The organism is Sorangiineae bacterium MSr11367 (genome assembly GCA_037157805.1).
Classification (GTDB): Bacteria; Myxococcota_A; Polyangia; order Polyangiales; family Polyangiaceae; genus Pendulispora; species Pendulispora rubella.
This window is the reverse complement of record CP089983.1, coordinates 4,300,006-4,323,865: the sequence shown is the minus strand read 5'-3', so window position 1 is coordinate 4,323,865 and position 23,860 is coordinate 4,300,006. Positions and strand designations below refer to the sequence as shown.

Sequence of the window (23,860 nt, the reverse complement as noted above, 5' to 3'; positions counted from 1 at the left end):
CTCACCGTTTACGAGACCAGCGCGTCCGCTCGCGTGGAGGTTATGCGTGCGACCCATCCCTTCGATGCGCCGATTCCGGGCCGGGTCGCAAAAGTCCATTTCGCACTCGACGACGAAGTCGACGAGGGTACGCTGCTCGTCGAACTCGACGCCGAACCACAGCGACTCGCGCTCGGCGAGGCGAAAGCGAAGGCAGCGAGCATGGGACCGCAACTCGCTGCGACCAAGGCGGAGTTGGAGGCAGAGAAGCGAGCTCAGGCCACCTTCCGAGACCAAGGAGAATCAATCCTTGGAGAGAGCGCGAGTCGCACCAAGGAAGCCGAGGTCGCAACGCTCCTCGCGCGTGAGGAACTCAAGCGAATCGATCGCCTCGCAGACGGCGGGGCGGTCCCAGAAATCGACGTTCTCCGTTCCAAGGCCGATGCCGAACGAAAAGCTGCGGCCGAAGCCGCGCTCCACGCCCAGCAGGAAAAGCTGGAACGTGAATGGATCACGGGAAAGTCCGATCGCCAAATTCGGGTTGTGGGGCTGCAGCGCGATATCGTTCGAATCGAAACCGAGTTGGCCCAGGTTCGCGCGCAGATCGCGTCGCTCGAGCACGAAATCGAGCGTCGGCGCATTCGAGCGCCAGCAAGCGGGCGAATTGGAGAGGTCAGCAACGTGCGTCCCGGCGCTTTCGTAGACGAAGGCGACCATCTGGGAACCATCGTCGGGCGCGGCGATCTGCGAATGATTGCCGCTTTCGTACCGGAGGCCGCGTTCGGACGCATTCGTACCGGACAAATGGCACGCGTTCGATTCGATGGGTTTCCGTGGACGGAGTTCGGGGAGACACGGACATCCGTGGCCGAGGTCGCACGCGAAGTCCGCGATGGCCAAGTGCGCGTGGAGCTGACCATCGTGACTCCGAATGAACGTATCCCGCTCCAACACGGGTTGACGGGCAGCGTAGAGGTCGAGGTCGAGCGAAGTACACCGGCGAGACTCGTCCTTCGCGCCGTTGGAACCCTGCTTCATCATCGGAAGACCGAAGCGCCTTCGCGTCCCGTCGATGATCGCCGAGAGCCCATAACGCGACAATGAAACGCCGCTTCTTGGCACCCGAAATCATTCAGACCTCGGCGATGGATTGTGGGCCGGCAGCGCTGACGTCGTTGCTTGGAGGATTTGGCATATCCGCGAGCTATGGGCGGCTTCGCGAGGTGTGTCAGACCGACGTCGATGGCACGGCGATCGAATCGCTCGAAGACCTGGCGGTACGGCTCGGACTCGAAGCTGCGCAGGTTATGGTGCCAGTCGACTATCTCTTCGTTCGTGAGATAGACGTCTTTCCTGCGATCCTCGTCACGAGGGATCCCGTCGGCGCGTTGCATTTCGTGGTCGCTTGGCGACGCGTCGGTACTCGGATTCAGATCATGGATCCCGGACGTGGACGCGTTTGGGTGAGCGAAGCTACGTTGCGCACACTGACGTTCGTTCATCGAATACCCATTCCGGCCGAGACATGGCGCCGGTGGGTCGAATCCGAGGAACCGCAAGCAGCATTCAATGGCGAATTCGCCCGGCTTGGAGCGCCCACCGAGGGAGCGCGCCTTCTCGCCGTCGCACGAGCCGACTCGACGTGGCGCTCCTATGCCGTGCTGGATGCGGCGCTGCGGATGACGCGAAATCTCGTCGCAGAAGGGGTTATCGGACGGGGCGCGGCCGCAAGTGCGCTTCTCACGCATTTGTTCGAAGAGACAGTGCCAGACGTTCGCGATATCACGCAGCTCGACGATGAGCGACTGCTGATTCCTGCTCAGTACTGGTCGGCGGCGCCTACCGGAACCGCGCCAAATGGTGTGGAGCAAGTGATGCTAGCTGGAGCCGTCCTTGTGCGTGCGTTCGGTGTACGGGCGAGTTCTCGACCTCCCGTGCTGCAAGACGCACTCGAGGCGGCGCTCCGCGCGACTCCCGAGCAGCGGCCGCTGCGTCACATTGGAGGAATGTTGCGGCAGGATGGTGTACTTGCACCTGCTGTCGTCCTGGCGTGCATCGTTGCTTCTGCGATTGGTGGGGCAATCGAGGCACTGCTTCTTCGCTCGATGATCGATGTCGGGCGACATCTTGGAATCATCGAGCAGCGACTGGCCGGAATCGGAGCTCTGGCAGCGCTGTTCGGCATACTGTTGCTGTTCGACGTCGCGTTCGCCGGCGGTGTATCGCGTATCGGCCGTCGCCTCGAAGCGCGTTTGCGAGTGGCCTTTCTAAGTAAGATTCCGCGACTGCACGACCGCTACTTCCAAAGTCGGCCCGCGTCGGACATGGCGCATCGATGCCATACCATCCATCCGGTACAGGAGCTTCCGCTGCTCGGCGGGCGCGTCCTGCGCGCCGTGATGGATCTCCTCGTCATCGGAGCCGGACTGGTGTGGATCGATTCCCGGAATTGGCTGCTCGTCCTATTGGCAATCAGCGTCTCGACCTCCCTTCCGTGGCTTGCTTACCGACGTATTGCTGAGCGCGATCTCCGCGCTCGGTCATTCGATGGCGCCCTGGCGCGGTTCTATCTCGACGGACTACTCGGACTATCGGCGGTCCGAGCGCATGCTGCGGAACGCTCCGTTCGCCAGCAGCATGCTCGCGTGACGTCCGAATGGGCGCGCGCCGCCATCGACCGGATTCGGGCTTCGACCACGGTCGACGCTCTCCAGCTAGCCATCGGGTCGAGCCTCGCGGTCCTTCTCGTGTTCGCGTATCTGGCGCACACACCGGAACCTGCTGCCGTACTCCTCGTCCTGTATTGGACGCTGACCATTCCGGCGCTCGGGCAGGACTTGGCTCGCACGGTGCTCCTCTATCCATCGATGCGTAGTCGCCTACTTAGGTTGGTGGAACCGCTTGAGGCACTGGAGGACCGCGACGAAGCCAGCTCTATTCGGCGCCAAGTGCCCAGCGACGGGCCGGAGCCCCACGTCGCCATTTGCGATGTATCCGTACATGCCGGGGGCCACACGATCTTGCGAAACGTCGACGTCGTGATTCCCAGAGGCGCTCACGTTGCCATCATCGGGCCTTCGGGCTCCGGAAAATCGAGCCTCGTCGGACTCCTCCTCGGATGGCATCGGCCCGCGTCGGGCTCAGTGGTCGTGGATGGCTTGCCATTGCGTGGAACCCACCAAACGCGCGTTCGGAACGAACTTGCGTGGGTCGATCCCTCAGTGCACGTGTGGAATCGCACGCTTCTCGCGAACCTCGAATACGGTGCGACGGAGCACGGTCGCCGTGGGTTTGGTACCGTCCTCGAAGATGCCGATTTGCTTGGTCTACTGGAGCGCCTCCCAGAGGGACTCCAAACCTCGCTTGGTGAGGGCGGTGCACTCGTGGCTGGTGGGGAGGGGCAGCGCGTACGCCTCGGGCGCGCCATGATGCGCGTACCAAAACTCGTCATCTTGGACGAGGCCTTTCGCGGTCTGGACCGCGAGAGCCGTCACACGCTGATGAACCGCGCTCGCAGGCGATGGAAGGATGTCACTTTGCTGTGTGCAACCCACGACGTGACGGAGACCCGCGAGTTCGACCACGTGCTCGTTCTGGAGAACGGCCGCGTTCGAGAGCAAGGCGCACCCGAAGACCTCCTCACACGCGTCGATTCGCGTTATCGGACCATGATCGAGGCGGAGGAGAAGCTTCACCGGACACTCTGGAGAGATCACGCGTGGCGAAGGGTCACGATACGCGATGGCCAGCTCGCAGAAAGCGAGATCACGCCTCTGGAACGAAACGAGGCTCTCACGTGAGCCCGGCCATCGAATCGTTCGCATGGCCTCTCTCTCGCGTCGGCGAAGCCCTGGAGGCGATCGCTCGCGCCACCCGAGTACAGGTGGATGCCCCGCCGCCGCCCGCTCACGCCGACCTCGAGGATGCAGCTCGCACCCTCGGACTCGAGGTAGAATCGCTTCACGTTCGGTACGCAGACATCGATGCGATGCTGGGCAGCGTCGCCCCCGCCTTGTTGCGCATATCGATGACATCACGGTCCGCCGAACAGCGCGTCGTTGCGCTCCTCGATACGCGTGGCAAGAGTGCTCGGATCATCGCGTCTGATCACGCGGTCCGTACTGTTCCACTGGCAGCGATTCACGACGCCCTTTGTGTGGATGCGGAACGCGCGCACGGCGCCCGCATCGAGTCTCTCGTCGCACGCATTCCCCTGTCCTCGGAAGAGCGCCTCCGGGCACGCGCTGCACTCTTGCGAGAACGAGTGAGCACACTTTCGCTCGACGCGGGTTGGGCCCTCCGTGTCTCACCCGCAACGTCGTTCCTTCACCAGCTGCGGAGCGCGGGCATCATTCGTATGCTCGGAGCGATGAGCGCCGCACACGCGGCGAGCTTTGCCCTGTCGTTGATTGCGTGGTGGGTCATCGGACGCGGGGCGCTTTCAGGTCACCTGGACCGAGGGTGGCTCTACGCGTGGGTGCTCCTTCTCGTCACGTTCATCCCCATTCGAGTGCTCGCGACATGGTGGCAAGGCTTCGCTAGCGTTCTCATAGGGCTCCGATTGAAGCGACGCATGCTGCTTGGCGCGCTCAATATGTCCGCTGATGCCGTCCGAGGCCAAGGCACGGGTCAACTCCTCGGCAGGGTCATCGAAGTCGATGCCGTCGAGGAGCTCACCATGCGGGGTGGCTTCGCCAGCCTCGTCGCACTCGTGGAGCTGGCGCTTGCCATCCCTGTGCTCGCGCTGGGCCCCTCCGGCGTCGCATCGGTCGCCACCTTCCTCACGTGGCTCGCGTTCGCGGCATTTCTCGTGCGCCGATTTGCGCATCGCTGGCTCGCATGGTCCAGCTCCCGCATCGCGATGACGAACGACATGGTCGAGGGGATGCTCGGCCACCGTACACGCGTGGCCCAGGAAGACCCGAGCCACTGGCACGATGCCGAGGACAGCGCCCTCGCCACGTACGCCGAAAGTACGCGTCATCTCGACCGAACCAACATGTTGATCGTCGGGCTGCTCCCGCGTGGCTGGCTTCTCCTCGGCTTCGCGAGCATCGCCCCCTCCTTCGTTGCGGGTACCTCGTCCCCGGACAGGCTCGCCGTCGGGATCGCTGGAGTGCTCCTTGCCCGAAATTCACTTGTGCGCCTCACGACGGGCATCACGTCCCTAATTGGCGCCTTCGCGGCCTGGAAGCATGCTGCGCCTCTGTTTCATGCTGCAGGACGGGCCGAGCCCGCGGCTTCGTCACGGAGACCATCGACCAACGACAGCAGCCCCGACGCCGCCGTCGGGCAAGGCACCGCTCTTCTGGACGCACACCATCTCGCCTTCCGCTACCGGGACGAAGGGAATCTCGTTCTGCGTGACGCCTCATTTCGAGTGCGCTACCGGGATCGCATTCTCGTCGAAGGGCCTTCAGGTAGCGGTAAGTCGACGCTCGGGTCCGTTCTCGTCGGGCTGCGCGATGCCAACTCCGGCCTCGTCCTCCTGAATGGTCTCGACCGGAAGTCGGTAGGCACGCAGGCCTGGCGTCATGCTATTGCGATGGCACCACAGTTTCACGAGAACCACGTCCTGTCCGAAACCCTCGCCTTCAACCTGCTCATGGGTCGAAGCTGGCCACCGCGTAGGGACGATCTCCGCGAGGCGGAAACCATCTGCCGCGAGCTGGGGCTGGGGCCCCTCCTCGAAAGAATGCCGGGGGGCCTCATGCAGCGAGTCGGCGAGACGGGCTGGCAGCTTTCACATGGGGAGAGGAGTCGCGTATACATGGCGCGTGCCCTCCTTCAGGGCGCGGAGTTGGTGATCCTCGACGAGACCTTCGCGTCGCTCGATCCAGAGACGCAAGCGCAAGCCCTTCGATGTGCCATACAGCGCGCACCCACGCTAATGGTGATTGCGCATCCATAGGTATCGAGCGCGTTGAACGCGAGTTGATATCCATACTATGGGGAATATGCAATGCCTGCCAAAGTCGAAGAAAATGCTTCGTTCATGCCCGTCTTCGCGCGGAGGACGAGACCTTGACCGAAAGCGCGGCCTAGTTCTGGAAACCGCACCAGTGCCACAGGCCGGCCTGTGGTAACATCGTCGCGAGAGAACCATCGTATGCCTCCTGCTCACACAAAGGTCCCCAAGGCCATTGCTCGCATGAATGCGCCCCTGCGCGACCGATACGAGGTGCTCCAGCGCGCACTAACCGTCCGCACCGAGGAGGTTGCGTGGACCCGCTACCGGATCGGCCGACTCATCGCCGACGTCAAAGCCACGGAGGGGCTCTACGGCCAAGGTGCCATCACGGAGCTTGCTGCCGCACTGGGATTTAGTGAGCCCACGCTCTACCGCTTCGCCTTGGTCGCGGAGACCTGGAGCGAACGACAGCTCAAGGCGCTGCTTGCTCGCAAGACACCGCACGGCGAGCCCCTATCCTTCTCGCACTTGGTGCAGCTCGCCCAAGTGGCCGACGAGACACTTCGGCGCGAGATGCTCGCTTCTGCGATGAATCACGGCACATCGGTGCGTCAGCTTTCCAAGCAGATCGCGGAACACCAGCGAGGCGGGCCATTGCGCAGAGCGGCCGGTACCAGCGAAGCAATTTTGCGCGAAGTCGCTGCGACTACGGACGCCGTCCAACGTAAAATCGAGAGCAGCGAGCGCTTACTCTCGAGGCTCGAGAAAATATCGATCTCATCGAATGTCCCACTCGAACCGCTGATTGCAGAGACCATCGCGAAGCATCGCACGATTTTGGTGGCTTCCGCGCGTTTTCTCGAAAAGCTGGAACGGGCACGCAAGCAGCTCGCCACCGGAGGGCGCGCTCGCGCGCCAAAAAGCCCCTCGGTCGCCACCATGACTCGGACCGCAACGAGGACGCGTCGTGTCTCGGCGCGCGGTGCCGCGTGATCAAGTTCTCGAAGGCGTGCGTGCCCAGTTCCGCATCATCCGGCGCCCCCTGGGAATGAGCGTGGTGCGATAACCCGTCACGCGCTGTGGGATGATGGTAACACATTAACCGCACCGGCAAGAAAGCTGTGCACAAAATGGTGTTGCTTCGCGTATCCGTGGGCACCTCGGGCAAAGGAGCTATCGACTCCGGCCGCTGGTCAATTTGAAAATCGAATCCACGAAAATCGCGTTGGCAGTTCTCCTAGAACTCGATTTCCTTGTCGCCCTCGAGGACTTCCGCGATGCTCGCCAAATTAGCAAAGGGACTGGTCGCAACGATTTTCCCAAGACCATTCAAGCCGTTCAAAATGAGACTTTCGTCATTCGACGCCATCCCGCGGGCGATGATTTCGAAGTGCTTCTCGATGAACTCTCGACGCTCGTCGAAGATACGGTCGAAAACCTGACGATACAAATCCGCCCTTGCCCTAATCTGGCTTATCGCCGTCGCTCGCGCAGCCTCGATCTTTGCGAGCTCGACCCGTGACCGCACTTCCTCTTTCCTCGCGTCCATCAGCGCCGTCAGAAATCTCAGGGCATCTGCCGTCGGAACGAGGCCCTTCACGGCACCGAGCTTCTCCATCAAATTCTTGTTCATGAGCGCACCTGAGTAACTGCATCGCTGTCGACGAAGACCTTTTGATCGAGGATCGTTGCGAAAGCATCCGCAACTCGAAAGAGTCTTCGTACGGCGGTCATCTCCGACGCCGTGTAGGACCGGCAAACGTCCCGCCGATGAAGATGAAGCGCTTGCCAGACACGCTCGAACTCGACGTCGAACGCCTCATTTGCCCTCCTTGTCACGGCGATGTCGAGGATGGCCGCGAGGTAAAGCCAACCTTCGAGTGTCCAGACGTACGTCACGTCGGTCACCCACGCGGTGTTCGGAAGCTCGACGTCGAACCGTCGTTCGAGCAAATTCGGTGCGATGGGGTGCGGATGCGTCGAGTCCGTAGTCCGGCGGAACCGACGCTTTCGCCGGGCCGCAATTCCATGTTTGCGCATCAACCGCTCGACCCGTTTCTTGCCCACCCGAACACCTCGAGCACGAAGGTCGCGATGCACACGTGGGCTTCCATACGTGCCGCGACTGCGCTCGTGCGTGGCTGCAATTTCGGCCGCAACCTTCTCATCGCTCTTGCTGCTCTCGGACTTCGGCCGCGCCTTCCAGGCGTAGTAGCCGCTGCGCGAGACGCCAAGCACGAAGCAGAGGACTTGAATCGGCCAGAACGTCTTCTCCACGTCGATGAATGCGAACTTCACGTGTTCTCCTTCGCGAAGAATGCCGCCGGTTTTTTTAATATCTCGCACTCCATTTCAAGGCGTTTCACCTTCCGACGGAGCTCCGTGAGCTCTTCACGCTCTGGACTTGTCAGCTCGTTCGGCGGCGCACTGCTGGGTCCTTCCTCGTCCGCGCGCTTGATCCAGGCACGCAATGCGGTTTCCGTTAGATCCAGGTCCTTTGCAACCTGCGCGACGCTCCGATCACCGGTCTTACAAAGGCGAACGGCATCCGCCTTGAAGCTGGGGGTGAACACTCTCCGTTTCCGTTTCGCCATGGGACACTCCTCGGGTACTTCGAGTCATGAGGACTGTCCACAGAAACGGGGGAGGTCCAAAGCCCAGCCGGATGTGTCACACGACCTTTCGAGATGCAACGCACACCACCTAGGCGCTTTCTCAAAATATCGACTGGTCCCATTGTCCCGCGGCATCGTTCTACCTCATTCATGCCAGGCTGATACTCGGGCAGCTTCAGAACGGCGAGCTGACGCGTTCGCGCCGAATGGGCAGCTAGTGCTTTCGGATCAGTATCTTGAGGCCCCCATACGCGTCTGGGAATCTCATATTCGCAACGCGGAGGAGGTTACCGACCACTTTCTCGTGGCTATTGGTACTATTCTTGTCGAGGATGGCGTTGATTCGAATTGGACTGATCGCATGCGGGATGTCGCCGCTGGCCGGACTGGCATATCGGCCCCGTGACCGTGGGCCAATGGCCTTGCCAAGGCGGTCAGGGTTTCTTCGAATTCTTTTGCATTAATCCGAACGACGGCGCGACACCTCTGCGACTCTTTGTGAAGATGTCAACGTCGCGCCCGATATTCCCTCGGGGTCAAGCCCGTCCCGCGTACAAGAGCGCGAGTGCGACTTCCGAGTAACCGAGTCGTGCATGCCTTAACTCGTTGACTGGGGAGCTTCCGCATCGGAATCACGCAAGACACGCCAATCATGAAATTTCAAGTCTACCGTCAAAGTTTGTCCTTCTTCCTTGCACTTTCTGAAGCCACAACGGGTCTCATCGGATGTTTGTCGTCCGATGAATCCCAAGATGCAACCGGCGGACTGGGTGAGCCGGAAACACCGGACTATCGTAATCTAAAGAAGCTAGGCGACCCGTGCTCCTGCCACGGAGTCTGCACGGGGGGTTATACCGCGGAGGGGTATATAGAGTGCCAGTCAACTAACGGGCCTTGCGATCCATCCCTTGCCTGCGTGGGGATCTTCGCCAGGAGCGTCTGCGCCAAGGAGTGTGGCGGCGCGAGCGATTGCAGTGATGGCTTCGCTTGCAACGAACTAGTCTATGACAGCCGCCCGATGGGTAAGTTTTGTCTCCGGCGTTGACGGGGCGCAGCGCTCTTGCCGAGCAGCCACTGACGCTCCGCCCCATTCTCATGACGTGATGGTCGGTCGCCTCTGGTCTAATTTATAATTTAGAACTCTTGGGTGTCCTGCGAGGCATTCGCTACGACGGATTGAATCTCTTCGCGGGACGACCTTACCGCCTTTTTTTTAGAATTTCGAGCAGTTCGCATTTAGAGGACGACACCGGTCGTCATCGCGCCACAATAGGGTTACCGTTAAACCAAACCAAACTAAACTAATCGCTCGCCGACATCAGGCCGCCATATCGAGCATCCCGAGATGCTCGTTTCCTACTGTTACGGAGCCATTCCGAGCGTCACTTGGCTGCCGAACGAAGGAAAAGGTCCCATTATGCAAACGGATTTCTGCAAGGACGAAGCGGGTCGTCGGACGCATCGAGATATCGTTGCCGCAACTTTAGCGGTGGCGCGTTCGGGCGCGTTGCGTTTGGACGAGCTCACCCGGTGTGGCACCGAAGTGCAACCGGAACGTCCGCGTCAAATGCGCTTGATCGGCAAAGCCGAACCGAAGCGCCACTTCGAGGACTCGTGCGCCGGGGCACTCCAATGCCGTCCTCGCTTCGGAGAGGCGCCGCTCGAGAATGTACTGGTACGGCGATAATCCGAAAGATGCTTTGAACGCTCGGGAAAAATGCGCAGGACTGAGGTCCGCGGCGTTTGCGAGATCCATGACGGTAAGCGCGGAGCCGAGGTCGGACTCGATCTTTTCGCGGACGCGATGAAGCACTTGGGGAGCGAGGCGCGGCCCGGCGCGATGCTGCGGCACCGTGGCGAACGTTTCGACCAAGCGTGCGGCCAGGGCGGTGGCCAGCGCATCGGCGAACGTGGGCCCGTGCACACCGCCGTCATTCACCTCGGCGTCGAGGGCGCGTAGAACGTATTCGAGCTGCGGGTTGGAGACGCCATAACCACGCTGCCACTTAACGCCATCGTCTCCCACCAAGCGGGCCAAACGCTCCGGTCGAAGCGTCGCAACGATGAATCTGCACGGTTGCCGCACTTGATGGGTAAAGCTCTCTTCCGCAGGGCAGAACCACAACGAGCCGGGCGGCATGACGACCTCATGGAACGTTTCGTTGCGCTTCACGGATACGTGGAGCGCGCGAACGTCGGTATTCAGCGCGACATAATGGTCGCGCACGGCGACACCTTGGACGTTCCAGTCTCGATTTTCTCCCTTTTCGACCAGAAGACCGGGCCAACCGAGATCGGCGCTCGAGAGACTCATGCGCGCGTTCTTCAGCGCATCGACCGACTCTCCCGAGGAGCTGTCGACGAACCGAATGGCGCTGCGAAGACGCGGCATGATTCTCGACTTACTGCGCCGACTGCACCGCTTCAAGCGATCGATGCCCGAGATCGGCCACTTAGACCCGTAGCAGAAATCTTCAAACGATCACCGCAGCATCGTTCAAACCGAGCGGCGTCGAACATCGCAAACTCGTCACGACGTTATGCCGATACGGACCATGCCCACGAGATCCTTTCTACTCACCCTGGGAGCGCTCATGCTCTCGGCTTCGCTCGGTTGCGGCCCAACGCAACCATCACAGGCAGGAGATATGTCGAACGATCAACGCCACGCCGACCACCGTGAGATCACGCAAACCATCGAGACCATCGGACGCGGCGCCGACGCACGCCGCTGGGACGAGGTACGAAATGCCTTTGCCGCACGGGTGGTGTTCGACTACGGCACCCCGGAGCTCCTCCTCCCCGACCAGATCGTGGATAGGTGGCGGCCACTGCTTGGCGCCTTCGATAGCACGGAGCACGTCGTTTCGGACCCTGTCGTCGAGTGGGTCGACGCCGATTTGGCCCGTGTGAAATCCCATTTTCGGTCTACACATCGCTTGCTGCAAGCCGAAGGAGGTGACACGTGGGTGCTTACCGGCCGCTACGAGCATGAGCTCGTACGCACGGCTTCCGGGTGGAAGGTTTCACGCATGCGGATGGTCCCGGGAGAGTCGACGGGCAATGGACGACTCATCGATGGCGCACGCGCCCGGGCGAATCTACCGACACCGGCGCCGGCCAGTTTCCGAGTGGAACACATTCGGTTCGAAAGCCACGGTACGCAACTCGTTGGCGTGCTGCGCGTTCCGGTGCAGGCCACGCCCGCGTCGCGTCTGCCCGCCGTCGTGGTGACTGGCTCGTGGACTACCGTCAAAGAGCAAATGCCCGCGGCCTACGCGGAGCGTCTCGCCGCGGCAGGCTTTGCCGCATTCACCTTCGATTTCCGAGGCTTCGGCGAAAGTGTTCCCGCCACGGGCGACGCCAAGCCGAGCGATCTGCCCCGCTATTTCGAGTCACCGCTTCGAAAGGTCGAGGACATTCACGCGGCCGTGGATGCGCTATCCGCGAATCCGCTGGTCGATTTCCAGCGGATCGGCTTGCTCGCCGTCTGTGCGAGCACCGGTTATGCGGCATTGGAGTCGGCCGATGACGCGCGTGTGCGCTCGCTGGTCCTGGTAGCACCATGGCTCCACGATCCGGAGCTCGTTCGGGCCATCTATGGGGGTGAATCTGGGGTTCGCGAGCGCATGAATCTCGGGCTTGCCGCAGAGCGCGAATACGAGGATAGCCGGTCCATTTCGTACGTGGCGGCAGCGAGCGGCACGGATCCGTCGGCCGCGATGGGGGACTTCGAATATTATCTGAGCCCGGCGCGAGGGGGTATTCCGCAGTGGGGGAATCGATTTGCCCTCATGTCGTGGCCAGGTTGGCTCACCTTCGATCCGAGTCAGGCTGCGGCGGCACGCGTGCGAGCACCCACGCGATTCGTGCATAGTGAAACCGGAGCGGTCCCCGAAGGGGTGCGGCGCTTCACGCAACGCATGACGGCACCGCATGATGTGCAATGGCTGGACGGTCCAACGCAGTTCGACTTTTACGATGACCAACGAACCATCGACCGCGCGATCGTCCTCGCGCTCGAACACCTGGAGCGCACGCTGGTCCGAAGCGCGGCAGCAAAATGAGAATCGCCCCGCGTATCGCATTAAGCGCCGCTCGACGTACATGCCGGGGGCATCCCTTCAGCTCTCCCCGCCGGCAATAGGGGCATTCCAGTGCCGCCAGAGTGCAAGACGCGGATGCTGCAGTTAAAAGCGGCGCCAAGCGAGGAGACGCGCCCGGGCGGAGCGCGAATGGGAATCCGAGAGCGACCATCGCACCGGGCAGCGCCGCAAGGCGTACATCTCCTTTTGGAGGACGATGGGATTTCGCGCAGCAGTACATCGCGTAAGACACCGCCGCCGATGCCGCCGAGCTCGCGCGCGCACTCGATCGTGATCGAGTCGATTGCCCACCGGTCGCCGAGCGCGGCGGGACGTCCTCTCTAAGGCGGTCTGGTCGAGGCCGCGTCAGATCGGGGAGGTACGTACCTCGAACGAAACGAATGTATCGATGGTATCCATCCGCCCCGTCTTCATCCAGCACTGTCCGCTTGCGGATCGTCCTCTTGGTAGTTCAGCGCCAGCATGTAGCCCACGCCGCGCACCGAGAAGATGAGCGTCGGCCGATCTGGGTCATCTCCGACTTTGCCGCGCAGGCACGAAACACGTAAATCGATGGATCGAGGTAACCCGTCCCACTGTCGTCCGTCCGCACTCCAAGCCCCTCCACCGCGACGATCAGGCGGCGCTTCTCGGCGCGCTGACCGAGGCCCTATTGCCCGTGCTCCCTCTGTTCTCGGCACCCTTGCTTTTCGCGACTTGGCGACTGCGAACGGAGCAGCAATTTCCCGACACCTTTCCGACGTACGAGGGCAGCGATCGGGGGGTGATTGTCCGGGTCGGCTCGTCTCACGTGGCCGACTACCTCATTCTTCTCGAGCAAGGCGCGTGGGCCCGTCCGCGTCCGATCACCGTCCCCTCCGACGACGGCAGAATCCTAACGGCGGACATTGAACCGCTTGAACCCGCGGAGGTTATTCACCATGGGTGGCAGCTCGATTGCGTCGTCGATGCCGTCATCGAGGCTTTCACCATAAGCGATGTCGGGCGAGACGCTCCACCAAGAGCTGTTTGCGAAGCGCTCGAGGATGGACTGTGCGCCGACGCGCTGGCCATCTTGCTACGCGTCGCGAACCTTCCCGGGGTCAGCGCGCTACGTCGCCGCACGGAGGAACGCGAGCACCGCTTTCTCATGTCGCTGGGCTTCTCGAGTTCGGAGGTGCGAGAACGAGCGCGACCGGCGCCGTCCTTCCTCGACGTTTCGGAAGCCTTCGCAAATCTCGCCCCCGCGAATGATTTTGGCGTGTGTAGAGACGCCACATAACTGCTGCGTCATCAATGTGTGCTTGTGGCAAGCCAGACAAAGTAAGCTCTCCGATATGCCGTCTACAGGACGTTCTTCGCTGCGCCACCCGACGAGAAGCGCCCCGTCGTTTGCTTCGACGAGACATCGCGCCAGCGTGGGATGAGCTCTGCCGAGCTTATCGCGTGCTGGTCCAATGCGGACGAACGTCATCGTCGCGAAAGAACGGACCGTGTGCAGGGTTACCAGTGCGCCGCCGAGCTGAAGCGGCTCATCCTCCTGATTCCTCAAGCCAACCAGACGGCCGCCACGCTCGACCGTACAAACGGATACGCATCGGTACACGAAGTATCGGATCGAAGGGCGGGTCGGGGCCATAATAAGGAGATGGATCGTCGTGCCTTTATGCAGCTCGTTTCGTATATCACCATCCTTGGCTGCGGCGGCTCGAGCACAGACGAGCCCGACGATGGTGAGGCAACGGAGGGCAGCGTCCAAGCGCTTATCGAACAACGAATCGCCGAAAACATAGACGCCGACGCGTTTGTCTCCGTGCTCAACACCAACCCGAACATCTTGCGTCGCGCGCCGACAGTAGCCATGAGCTATCGAACTGCGCTTCGCGATTCTGCTGCGCTCGCGTACTTCAACGAGCGCCGCGTTCAAGCGCTGAAACGCTTACGCGTCGCAGACCTCGAGCCACGGCTCAAAATGTTTATGCTCGACCTCCAGCTCGAGAAGGTCGACCACTCTGTCGCGATGTGCATGGACCATTTCATAGGCGTGTACGAGCTCCTTCGCCAATGGGGTCACCCCGACGAGGTAGCTTTCGTCGGACTCTTTCACGCTATCTATGGCACGGAGTTCAACGTCATTGATCTGCTCGATTACAACGCTGCGGGCGACCGAGCGCGCGTGCAGCGCATGGTGGGGGAGAAGACCGACCGCTGGATCGTCCTATACAGCCTAATGACTGCGTGCCCATTCGCTCGCGGGACGCGCGACGCTGGAGCGCCGGTCAGGGAGGTTGAATTCTTCGAGCCTGCCCATGGGATCTCGAACGCCCTCTCGGAAGAAGACTTCTCAACGCTCGCCGAGCTCCAAGTAGCCAATGCCTACGAGCCTTACCTGGCCACGGGCAAAACCGGCGAACTGGGCATTGCCCGCAAATTGACATGGCTCCGCGAATACCTGTCGACAGGAGGCAGACGTGCCATCGATAATGTCCTGGCCGCCTTCCCTTCGGGCTCAGATGCCGAAATGGGCTGCCCATGATAAGACTGTCAAACGCTATCAATATCCAACTAACAAACAAGCGCGTCGAGGCCGATGAGGTGCGGTATTCGTAATGTCCCTCCCCAGCGAAATCCAAATAGTTCGATTCGCCGGCGATTATGCGGCAAAGGTGAGCTCCTCGCCGTAGATTGCCTCAAGATTCACGACCGCAGCGCGATGGGCTGAGATCGAAGCCGTTTTTCGCACGCCAAGATAGTGCGCACGGCGCCCTGTTTGCGTCGGAAGGGCTTCATCAGGTCGGTCTTGCGGGTGCTCCGCAGTACGCAGGCTATCATGATGTCCGCCACCGTGAAATCGGCGCGGGCAATCCATTCGACGTTTTCGAAGCGGCGCTCCGCATTACCGAGCCAGCGGCCGTCGAGCGTGCGCGCCTCCGCCTTGAGTTTGTGAGCGGACTTATCGCTGTCGAAGTTTTCGATGAAGTCGAGGCACACCAGGGGCGTCTCGACGATGCTGACCCGGCGAAACAACACTGGACGCCGCGGGCGACAAGCGTAGACGTCGCTTGGATCAGCTTGCCGGGCATTCGCGGCAAGTGGAGCACCACGGGGGGCCGACTCGGCCCCGCTGAAGGTTTTCTCGTCGATGACCGGCGCCTAGTGGAAGGGGCTGACCCGGCCGTTAGGAAAGATGCGCCCGAAGCCATAAAGCCTGATCTCGTCGTCCCCCCGATCGGCGGCTCGACCCACCGGAAAAAGCCGGATCGGTTCTAGCTTGCCGCAGATCTCTAAGGGCGAGATCTCTTTGCCGCAAACCTCGCAGTGGAAGCGGAAATTCATCAGTGATTCTCGTCCGTGCTAAACACTGCGGAGGTGGCAAGCGGACCAAGCCCCCCGGGTCACCAACGACGTAAGTGAAGGATCGATTGCCACCCGTGCAGGGTTCGCGATGGTGTGAAGAAAGCCCCCCTTTCTTTTTGCCCGCCGTGATCAGCTGGTGCTGGTACCGCGCAGCGGTTAGCGGACAAATGCGACGTGCTTACGCGTGAGCGCCGTCGGCCCGTTGGTTCAATCGTTGCCTCGGGGTTTAGACGAGAACGCGTTTCGGAAAAGGATGGGATCGAAGTACTCATGGTACTCGATTATCTCGTTGCCGCGGAATACGAAAAGGCCCGCATACGTATTGTCGTACCTGCCGCCGGCGCGAAGCTCGATTTCGCCCCGGAACGTGACGAAAAGGCGATGAGGGTCGACCATGTCGTGGATGACCAAATCGAGGAATCGCGCAGATACGAAGTTGGCCGGCATCCCGTTGTACTGATTGCGAATCGCCGTGCGACCTTCCAGCCTCCGCGGCAGAAGCTCCGTGGGAGCGTACGGCATGATCTGAACGCCATTCTCGGCAAAAAGACCGGCCGCGCCGGCAATGTCGAAGGCCTCGAGCCGCGCGAGGAATCGCTGGATCACGGCACGTTGCTCGCGCCGGGTATGCGCATCCTGTTCGGCCCCTGCCGCGCCGAGGGTTCGCTGCAAATGGTCGATTGCCAATTGCACGGAGCGATCAACGGTCAGAGGATCGTCGTAAAAGTCGAACTGTGAGGGGCCCGTGAGCCACTGAATGTCGTGCGGTGCGACCATGCGGCTGGCGAAGCGGCGCACGCCATCGGGGACCGCGCCCGCCTCGCTGTGCACGAAACGTGTCGGTGCACGGATGCGCGCCGCTGCGATCTGCGCCGCATCGAAGCCGAGCCAGCCCGGCCACGACATGACGGCGAATCGATTTCCCCATTGGGGAATGCCGGCGCGCCGCGCGCTCAGGTAATATTCGAAATTGCCCATGGCGGCCGACGTGTCGGTGGCGCTTGCGGCGGGAACGTACGCGGGCCGCTGGGTTTCGCGGTATTCGCGTTCGGCGGCGAGGCCGGCCTCCGTGCGCGTCTTCACGCCTTCTTCGCCGCCATAGATGGCGCGAACCAACTCCCCGTCGTGCAACCACGGAGCAATGAAGACCAAGGAGCGCACGCGCGCATCGTCCGCCGATTCGACGGCCGCATAGCCGGAGCTGGCGCAGACCGCCACCAGCCCGATGCGCTGGGCGTCGACCGCGTCGAGATTCGACAAGGCATCCACGGCGGCGCGAATGTCCTCGACCTTTCGCGACGGAGACTCAAAATGGGCGGGCACGTCTTCGGGGCGACGCGCTTCCGCGACCGGCACGCTTTCGCCGAAGCCGCGGAAATCGAAAGTGAGCGCGGCATAGCCAGCGGCGGCGAGACGCTCGGCGTACACGGCGGGCATTTGCTCTTTGACCGTCGTCCACGATCCGGTCACCAGCACCGCGGGCAGTTTCGTCGTGGCGTTTGCCGGAAGACGCAGCACGCCGACCAGACGCGTGCCATGGCTGTCGAACGTCAGGTGTTCCACGCGCACCTCGGCCGGCGCCGGTGGAGGCAAGCCCGCTTTCGTCCGGGCGTGCTCCAGCAACCGCGTATTGCCCGACGATTCGACGGGAATCATGCGCATGCGAGACACTTTCCAACCTCGTGCCGTCCGCACAAGTTCGTGGTCGTAGCGCCCGGTGAGTACCCAGGTATCGCCCCCCTCGGCCCCCCGCAATTGATGCGTGGCGCGAAACGTCGATTTCACGCGCGCCAGATCGGCGTCGACCCACGCGATGGACACGTTGGAAAGGGCATGCTCCGTCGCGTCGAACGCGCTCAGCAACGGCTTCCAGCGCGCCACGATGTCCTCGGGAAGCAGAAGGTCGGGACTTCCGTAATCGAGGACCACACGGGCGGCAAAGGCATTCTGCACCTCCTCCCATCGGCGTCGATCGACGTTGTGGGCGATGGATTCGATGGTCGCTGCGATGGCTCCCAGCTCTATACGATTTGGATTGTTCAACATATCTCCTGCCTCCCCTGAGGATCGTGAGGAATCACAACCACTGGAAAAAAAACCTGCCCTCAACGAAGAATCGCTCCGCGCGTCAGGAACGAACATTGTGTTCCGCATCGCTCAGGCGCTCTCGACCGAGGTGTACGCGCCACTTCCAATATTGCTTTAGCCCGTAAAGATCACGTCATGAGTTTCAATGAAAAGAACTGCAATCCGACGGCTCGTCCTGACGCCGCCTCTGGCGGCGAGCCAATGACCACCGTGGCAGACCAGCGCGGATCTATAGCTCGGCTTCGCTCCTCAACAAGGACATGGCGTGCCATTGAGCAGAGGACAACTCATGCCAAACTGAGCGGCTACATCTCTACGCGTCAGCCCCGACGCTCCGACATCTCTATCGATCGGATCGTGCGCGGCGAAGAGTGCTCGAGGTTCCGGCAAATGTTTACAAGGCACCAAATGACCCCTCGATATTGGCGTCTCTTGTCCTTGTAGCACAGCGCAGCCGTTATACATACGCGGTCGACCTTGCAGTGCGATCGCGTGGCGGGTCTGACACCTCGAGCTTGCCGATCGCGGTGTTCGATCTACCAGGTAAAGCCTTGCACATGGATCGTCGGACCAAACACAACATCCAATTTTTTGAACATCAATGATGTGGTAACTCCAAAATGGATATTAATTCGTCGCTGAGCGACTATAAAGCCAATGTCGTCGAGCACGTTTTAGCCGGCCGTGCGCGCGCCCGAATGCTCGAGGACCTGCGAGATGGCAAACCGTGGACCGCAGATCTCGAACGCGGCGAGCTACAACTCGGAAGCACGACGTTTCGCGTCGAGATTTTGGGTACCTTTTCCTTTAAGACGAAAACGTTTCTATGGGCCTGGGCCAATCCCGGGGCAATGGCGTGGAGCGCTTCTCTCGGATCAGCCAATGCCCTCCGAGCGTGGGGTAAACAGTTCGGGCAAGCCGTCTTCGCCGAGACGGAGATTCTGGCCGACCGGGTAAATCCCAATGAGCTCGCATACGTTTCGGCGGAACTCGTGGGCGGCTATCCGGTGTTTGTTGGCTCCTATGATGGGGGGGCCGCGTTCATGCTTCTCAAGGACCTTCGCCTGGAACTCGAGCAGTTGCCCTTGGCATACCTCCAAGGCATCATTCTCGACCTGCCGGCCTTCACACACGCCGACCCGAGAGAGTGCATCCGCTCTTTCTTGCGGCGACTTGGATTTGCGCTCGTTGAAACTTCATCGGCGATGAAAGTCACGCGTAGCGATGCGAATTTTGTCATTGAGTACGACGAGCAGGGGCGAATCGCGAAGATATCTGGGTCTATGGGCCAGGCGACCCCAAAGGACCGTCCACAGCCGCTCGCGCTCGGCACACTTCGTATGCTCGTGACAGGGCTACTTCAGAAATTTATTCGACAGGTGCAACACTGGGTCGGTAGATGAGGGGTTGGCGGCCCGGATATTCGAAGCGCCTCGCTTAGCATCAGAGCCACGACTATGCACGAGATACAGACTGATACAAATCGTTACCGTCGGTGACGGCGCTTCAGCTGGCAGGTGCTAGAAAGTCTGCGGGCTGTTCCGAACAAAGTACCATTCTTCGGTCGCAATTTATGGATAGCCTCGCGCGCAACTACGCGGCACCCGCGCACGAAAGTCGGATGAATCGCTCATCCACTGAGATCTCACTGCCTCTCGTTGAATACCCGGGTAGCGACGGATGGGGATCGGCGATGTGAAAGAAACAATGACGGTTACATGCTTGGTGCTGCATTTGACATGCAGAAGCAGTGGCACACGAATTGACGAACTTTCTAGTTAGAAAAAGAGTAGAAACAAATGAGTAGATTTTTGAAGTGGCGAGAATTGCTGTTCATCGTTCTGGCCTCGAGTGCGAGCGTCGCGACCACCGGATGCGGCGACGGATCGAATGAGAGCCGAGCGGATGTGGGACCGGATGCGAATTCTGCCCAACAGGCTATTGCTAGCCCAGAATTCCAGCCCGGCGGGGGGACGTTCGATGTACCGCTGAACGTTATTATCGTTACCTCGACGGCAGGGGCGGTTACTCATTACACATTGGACGGTACGCGGCCCGATGCCACTTCGCCCATTTACAGCTCGCCGCTCAATATCGCCAAAAGCGTAACGCTGAGGGCTATCGCGCGCAAAGCAGGTTCCCAGGATTCGGAGGTTCGAACGGCGACCTACGTGGTGAACACTCGACCCGGAATCGTCCAGCCAGTGCAGTTCGAGCCGAACTCCGGCGATTACTCGAACGACGTGCTCGTCACCCTTACCAGCGGTACTGCCGGCGCAACGTTTTGTTACACGCTCGATGGATCGGCGCCCGCTTGTTCGGACCAACCTCGCTGCTCGATGGGGCTTCGGAACGATGGCTCACCGATTCAAATCACCAAAACGAACACGCAGCTTCGCGCCGTCGCGTGCGCGGGGGGCATGCACGAATCTTCGGAGACACACGCCAAGTACACACTGACCGCAGATAAGCCCGCCTTCGATCCGCCGGCCTCGAACTATGACCCCGCGCACCCGGTCCCCGTGACGCTCACCACCACGACCAAGGGCGGCGTCATTCATTACACGACAGATGGGACAGCTCCCGGCTGTGAGAGTCCGCTGACCTTCAACGAGAGCGGGACGTTGCCCTCATTCACGAGAGACACGACCATCCGTGCGCTCACGTGCAAGGAGAACTATGCCACGGGGGAAGACGTATCGACGAAATACTCGGGCGAGGTCTGTATAGGTGACTTCAAGGTTACCCGTCGCGCCGAACTTGAAGCACTCACCCGCTGCAAGGAAATTTCCGGCGACCTGGACATTTCAGCCAGGGATGTCGTCGACCTGGCATCGTTAAGCCATCTCACTCGTGTGGGCGGTTCCTTGCGTGTGCACACCGACGCGGAAGTACTGCAGTCAATGCATGGCCTCGAGTCCCTCACACAAGTTGGACAGGACCTGCTTGTAATCGGTAATCCTGCTCTTACCAATGTCGATGGTCTGGCATCGCTGCGCGGTATCGCTGGATCTCTGAAGGTCAAGAACACCGACCTGGTCCAGTTTGACGGAATGCCCCGACTGAGCACGATTGGTTCAAGCGTTGTGTTTGAGGACAACCGAGCGCTGGAGAGCATCGCAGGGTTCGCCAGCCTGCGCGATTTGGGTCTCGGTTTCTATGTGCGGCGCAATCCAAAAACGAAGCGCTTCGTGGCTCCCCCCCACATCACTACGATTCGGGAACACCTCAGCATCGAAAGCATGCCAGAGCTCTCGGATATAAATCTAGAGAATCTCGAAAGGGTTGTGATGTATCTCTCGATGGACAACGTGCCGGCACTGACGTCCTTTCAGGGTTTTCGCAACCTGTCCCGCGTCGGTGGCCTGGGTCTTTCCGGCCATCTCGGCATGGCGAACATGAAGGGCTTCGAACAGTTGACGCGCATCGACGGTCCACTGGTGGTGTTGGGGACGACGGGCCTCGTCAATCTGACCGGTCTTGAAAACCTGATCACGGCAAGCGCACTCCGAGTGCATGAATCGACGCTCGAAAATTTTCACGGTCTCGACAAATTAGCGCTGCTCACCGGCGACGACCCGTATGGCGATACGTTAGAAATCATCGGAAATAAAGCGTTGACCGAGATCGATGGCTTTGGTGCGCTTACCCAAATGAACGGCGGAATCACTATTGCGTTCAACGACGTGCTAAAGAAGGTCAAAGGCCCCGCCGCAGTTGGACATGTCCAAGGGTCGCTTACCATCGAGAACAATCCCATCCTCGAATCCATCGATGGCTTTGGAGCGCTAACCACGGTTGACCTCGATGTCATAGTGACCGAAAAGTCTTTGCGTAGCCTGTCTGGGTTCCGTTCCTTGGAGGCAATCGGGGGCTCGCTGGACATCGAGAATTGCCCGGCGCTCCGAGATCTCAGCGGATTCGAGGCACTGAAGTCGATCGGCATGCATTTCATAATCATGAACAACGAAGCCCTCACACGCGTCAATGAGGTCTCGCGGCTGACGCAACTCGGTGGTAAATACTTCGTCTCGGACAATGCATCGCTGCCTATGTGCCAGCCCACCAAACTTGCCGAGCGACTTAGGTCCGGCGGCTACACGGGCGAGGTCCACATTCACGACAACGGTGGTACGGGCACTTGCAATTAACACTCGTGTCTCAAAAAAAGGCGTGCGCCCTGAAGCTTTGGTCGCGACGGCACATTGATCCTGGCGAATGGCTGGCCAATGAGGCTGGCGAAAACCCCTGGACATAGCTCCATGAGGGTGGCGATTGGCGGCACGATGCGCATGAGCAAAATTCGTAACGTACCCGCGCACTCCAATCGCTCCACCCGTGAGGTGGGTGACGTTTCGCTCGGCGCGCGCCGAATTGCTGCGTGAGGCTCACGCACTGGGCACTCGCCAGATTCTTCATGAACGTTCCTCCAGGGGGACGGGGGCACGAAGCGGCCCGATCGACATCGGGCCGTTTACCTTCTCGTTCACTGCGCTGTTTTATCGAGGCTAACCCCATGCTGCAAAAGGCCCTCGAGCGCCGCTTGGGGGTGCAGCGAATTCCCGCCGTCGGGGCCGCACGACTTTCATGTTTGCCGTCGCGTGCAATATCGGCGTGCTCAATATTCGTCCTGACGTTCGCAAAAAATAGAAGTGTATTTCGACATGGTGGCTGCACGCAAGAAGTGTACTACACCCGAGGGGGTTACTACGGCTTCATTCATTATTCCAAAGGTGCTCGCTCATGTGCGCGCCGTGGGCGGGGATTCAGAGCGGCTCGAACGAGCATTCTGTCTTCCGGTTGGCTTACATGCGAACGCGTTGCACACTGCCTCCTCCAGCGCGACTCGCAACTTCACCGAAGCAGCGGAAACCATCATTGATGATTCACTCCTGGGGTTGCATACAGCGATTCGTCAGAAACGTGGCAGCTTTGGCGTGCTGGACTTTGCTGTACGTAGCGTGCCGACTGTTAGAGACGCCATTCAGCGACTCGCGAAGTATCAACGACTGATAAGCAACCTTTCCCCTTTCGATGCGAAAGTGCGACGAGGCGAGTTGTTTGTGACCCATCGAATTAAGGGTGACCCGCTGGGCATCGGTAGGCACGGACATGAGTTCACGATGGCGGTGCTCTTAAAGATGGTCCGAGAGCTAACGGGGGAGGCAATCGTTCCCAAACGTGTCACCTTTGCACATTCGCGATCGTCCGGAACACTTGAACTGAAGAATTTTTTCGGGATCGATCGCGTCGAATTCGCTGGCGATGCGAACATGCTCATCTTTGCGGCCGAAGTATTGGACGCTCCCATCCTTACTGCTGATGCAGATCTTTTGGAATTTCTGGATAGCTTAACAGAAATTCACTTACAACCGGCCCCCGGCCGGTTAACGCCAATTCTCGACTGGCCAGACCAGGATCAGCGCGATTACAGTGCATTAGTGCGGCCTTACATAGTCGATACTTTGAAGCGTGGCAAAAATCCAAGCATAGAGCATGCGGCAGAATTCCACCGCACGAGTGTGCGAACGTTGCAGCGACGCCTCGAAATGTCAGGGACCATTTTTTACAGCATGGTCGACGATGTCCGGCGTGAGCTTTCCCTTCTTTACCTGGGCGACCCGCGCTTACGGGTCAGTGATGTCGCCCAGCGTCTTGGCTACGCTGAAGTTAGGTCATTCGCACGCGCATTTCGGCGCTGGACAGGTTATACACCGGCGCAGTATCGAAGAGCCAGGATCGCTGCTAAAGCCGTCGAATCGCTCGTGGAGCAATAGTAGTAGGCTGAACCTTTGCCCAAAAGGGTCGCGCGCTCTTGACGCTGG

The 23,860-nt window shown here is 60.4% G+C and carries 16 protein-coding genes; 9 read left to right on the top strand and 7 right to left on the bottom strand.

Going from position 1 to position 23,860, the window contains the following annotated elements; all coding sequences use genetic code 11:
• Positions 1-282: 282 nt before the first annotated feature.
• Positions 283-1,020, bottom strand: a complete 738-nt coding sequence (locus LVJ94_17415; GenBank protein ID WXB08999.1) for a hypothetical protein — start codon at positions 1,018-1,020, stop codon at positions 283-285.
• 59 nt (positions 1,021-1,079) lie between these two features.
• Here LVJ94_17415 and LVJ94_17410 point away from each other — a divergent pair, with 59 nt between their 5' ends.
• The 3 genes from LVJ94_17410 (at position 1,080) to LVJ94_17400 (ending at position 6,883) form a co-directional block, all read left to right on the top strand.
• Positions 1,080-3,779 (top strand): ATP-binding cassette domain-containing protein, encoded by a 2,700-nt coding sequence (locus LVJ94_17410; GenBank protein ID WXB08998.1) that lies wholly within the window; start codon positions 1,080-1,082, stop codon positions 3,777-3,779.
• Entirely contained in the window at positions 3,776-5,890 is a 2,115-nt protein-coding gene (locus LVJ94_17405) for an ABC transporter ATP-binding protein/permease (GenBank protein WXB08997.1), read from the top strand. Before LVJ94_17410 ends, LVJ94_17405 begins: the two co-directional genes overlap by 4 nt.
• A 240-nt stretch (positions 5,891-6,130) precedes the next feature.
• A complete protein-coding gene (locus LVJ94_17400; GenBank protein ID WXB08996.1) occupies positions 6,131-6,883 on the top strand; it encodes a hypothetical protein in 753 nt (250 codons plus the stop codon).
• Between the two features lie 244 nt (positions 6,884-7,127).
• Here the strand turns inward: LVJ94_17400 and LVJ94_17395 are convergent, their stop codons facing one another.
• The 4 genes from LVJ94_17395 to LVJ94_17380 form a co-directional block, all read right to left on the bottom strand.
• Positions 7,128-7,508 carry a hypothetical protein gene (locus LVJ94_17395; GenBank protein ID WXB08995.1) on the bottom strand — a complete coding sequence of 127 codons (381 nt, stop codon included), beginning with the start codon at positions 7,506-7,508 and terminating at the stop codon, positions 7,128-7,130.
• A gap of 11 nt (positions 7,509-7,519) precedes the next feature.
• Entirely contained in the window at positions 7,520-8,188 is a 669-nt protein-coding gene (locus LVJ94_17390) for an IS3 family transposase (protein ID WXB08994.1), read from the bottom strand.
• Complete coding sequence (locus LVJ94_17385) at positions 8,185-8,484, bottom strand: transposase (GenBank protein WXB08993.1); 300 nt, start codon at positions 8,482-8,484, stop codon at positions 8,185-8,187. The genes LVJ94_17390 and LVJ94_17385 overlap by 4 nt, the downstream gene beginning before the upstream one ends.
• A gap of 1,504 nt (positions 8,485-9,988) precedes the next feature.
• Positions 9,989-10,897, bottom strand: coding sequence for an AraC family transcriptional regulator (locus LVJ94_17380; GenBank protein ID WXB08992.1), 909 nt, complete (start codon positions 10,895-10,897; stop codon positions 9,989-9,991).
• Between the two features lie 256 nt (positions 10,898-11,153).
• Between LVJ94_17380 and LVJ94_17375 the strand changes: the two genes are divergently transcribed.
• From LVJ94_17375 to LVJ94_17365, 3 genes are all read left to right on the top strand, one after another.
• Complete coding sequence (locus LVJ94_17375) at positions 11,154-12,572, top strand: nuclear transport factor 2 family protein (GenBank protein ID WXB08991.1); 1,419 nt, start codon at positions 11,154-11,156, stop codon at positions 12,570-12,572.
• Between the two features lie 829 nt (positions 12,573-13,401).
• The gene (locus tag LVJ94_17370; GenBank protein ID WXB08990.1) at positions 13,402-13,872 is read left to right on the top strand and encodes a hypothetical protein; all 471 of its coding nucleotides are present in this window, start codon (positions 13,402-13,404) and stop codon (positions 13,870-13,872) included.
• 141 nt (positions 13,873-14,013) lie between these two features.
• Positions 14,014-15,126, top strand: a complete 1,113-nt coding sequence (locus tag LVJ94_17365; protein ID WXB08989.1) for a hypothetical protein — start codon at positions 14,014-14,016, stop codon at positions 15,124-15,126.
• A 161-nt stretch (positions 15,127-15,287) separates the two neighbouring features.
• Here the strand turns inward: LVJ94_17365 and LVJ94_17360 are convergent, their stop codons facing one another.
• Both LVJ94_17360 and LVJ94_17355 read right to left on the bottom strand, forming a co-directional pair.
• Entirely contained in the window at positions 15,288-15,620 is a 333-nt protein-coding gene (locus LVJ94_17360; GenBank protein ID WXB08988.1) for a hypothetical protein, read from the bottom strand.
• Positions 15,621-16,154: 534 nt separating this feature from the next.
• Positions 16,155-17,993 carry an alpha/beta fold hydrolase gene (locus LVJ94_17355; protein ID WXB08987.1) on the bottom strand — a complete coding sequence of 613 codons (1,839 nt, stop codon included), beginning with the start codon at positions 17,991-17,993 and terminating at the stop codon, positions 16,155-16,157.
• A 662-nt stretch (positions 17,994-18,655) separates the two neighbouring features.
• On the opposite strand from LVJ94_17355, the gene LVJ94_17350 reads away from it, so the two are divergent.
• The 3 genes from LVJ94_17350 to LVJ94_17340 all read left to right on the top strand — a co-directional run bounded on the left by LVJ94_17350 (position 18,656) and on the right by LVJ94_17340 (position 23,812).
• Positions 18,656-19,438, top strand: a complete 783-nt coding sequence (locus LVJ94_17350; protein ID WXB08986.1) for a hypothetical protein — start codon at positions 18,656-18,658, stop codon at positions 19,436-19,438.
• A gap of 396 nt (positions 19,439-19,834) precedes the next feature.
• Positions 19,835-22,186, top strand: a complete 2,352-nt coding sequence (locus tag LVJ94_17345; GenBank protein ID WXB08985.1) for a chitobiase/beta-hexosaminidase C-terminal domain-containing protein — start codon at positions 19,835-19,837, stop codon at positions 22,184-22,186.
• Positions 22,187-22,699: 513 nt separating this feature from the next.
• A complete protein-coding gene (locus LVJ94_17340) occupies positions 22,700-23,812 on the top strand; it encodes an AraC family transcriptional regulator (protein WXB08984.1) in 1,113 nt (370 codons plus the stop codon).
• Positions 23,813-23,860 lie beyond the last annotated feature (48 nt).

Excerpts from the sequence above, each read along its gene's own strand:
- LVJ94_17365 (WXB08989.1), top strand. The coding sequence starts at position 14,014 with ATGAGCTCTGCCGAGCTTATCGCGTGCTGGTCCAATGCGGACGAACGT.
- LVJ94_17385 (WXB08993.1), bottom strand. The coding sequence starts at position 8,484 with ATGGCGAAACGGAAACGGAGAGTGTTCACCCCCAGCTTCAAGGCGGAT.
- LVJ94_17415 (WXB08999.1), bottom strand. The coding sequence starts at position 1,020 with ATGATGAAGCAGGGTTCCAACGGCGCGAAGGACGAGTCTCGCCGGTGT.
- LVJ94_17400 (WXB08996.1), top strand. The coding sequence starts at position 6,131 with ATGAATGCGCCCCTGCGCGACCGATACGAGGTGCTCCAGCGCGCACTA.
- LVJ94_17395 (WXB08995.1), bottom strand. The coding sequence starts at position 7,508 with ATGGAGAAGCTCGGTGCCGTGAAGGGCCTCGTTCCGACGGCAGATGCC.
- LVJ94_17375 (WXB08991.1), top strand. The coding sequence starts at position 11,154 with ATGTCGAACGATCAACGCCACGCCGACCACCGTGAGATCACGCAAACC.
- LVJ94_17355 (WXB08987.1), bottom strand. The coding sequence starts at position 17,993 with ATGTTGAACAATCCAAATCGTATAGAGCTGGGAGCCATCGCAGCGACC.
- LVJ94_17340 (WXB08984.1), top strand. The coding sequence starts at position 22,700 with ATGGTGGCTGCACGCAAGAAGTGTACTACACCCGAGGGGGTTACTACG.
- LVJ94_17350 (WXB08986.1), top strand. The coding sequence starts at position 18,656 with ATGGATATTAATTCGTCGCTGAGCGACTATAAAGCCAATGTCGTCGAG.
- LVJ94_17345 (WXB08985.1), top strand. The coding sequence starts at position 19,835 with ATGAGTAGATTTTTGAAGTGGCGAGAATTGCTGTTCATCGTTCTGGCC.
- LVJ94_17380 (WXB08992.1), bottom strand. The coding sequence starts at position 10,897 with ATGCCGCGTCTTCGCAGCGCCATTCGGTTCGTCGACAGCTCCTCGGGA.
- LVJ94_17410 (WXB08998.1), top strand. The coding sequence starts at position 1,080 with ATGAAACGCCGCTTCTTGGCACCCGAAATCATTCAGACCTCGGCGATG.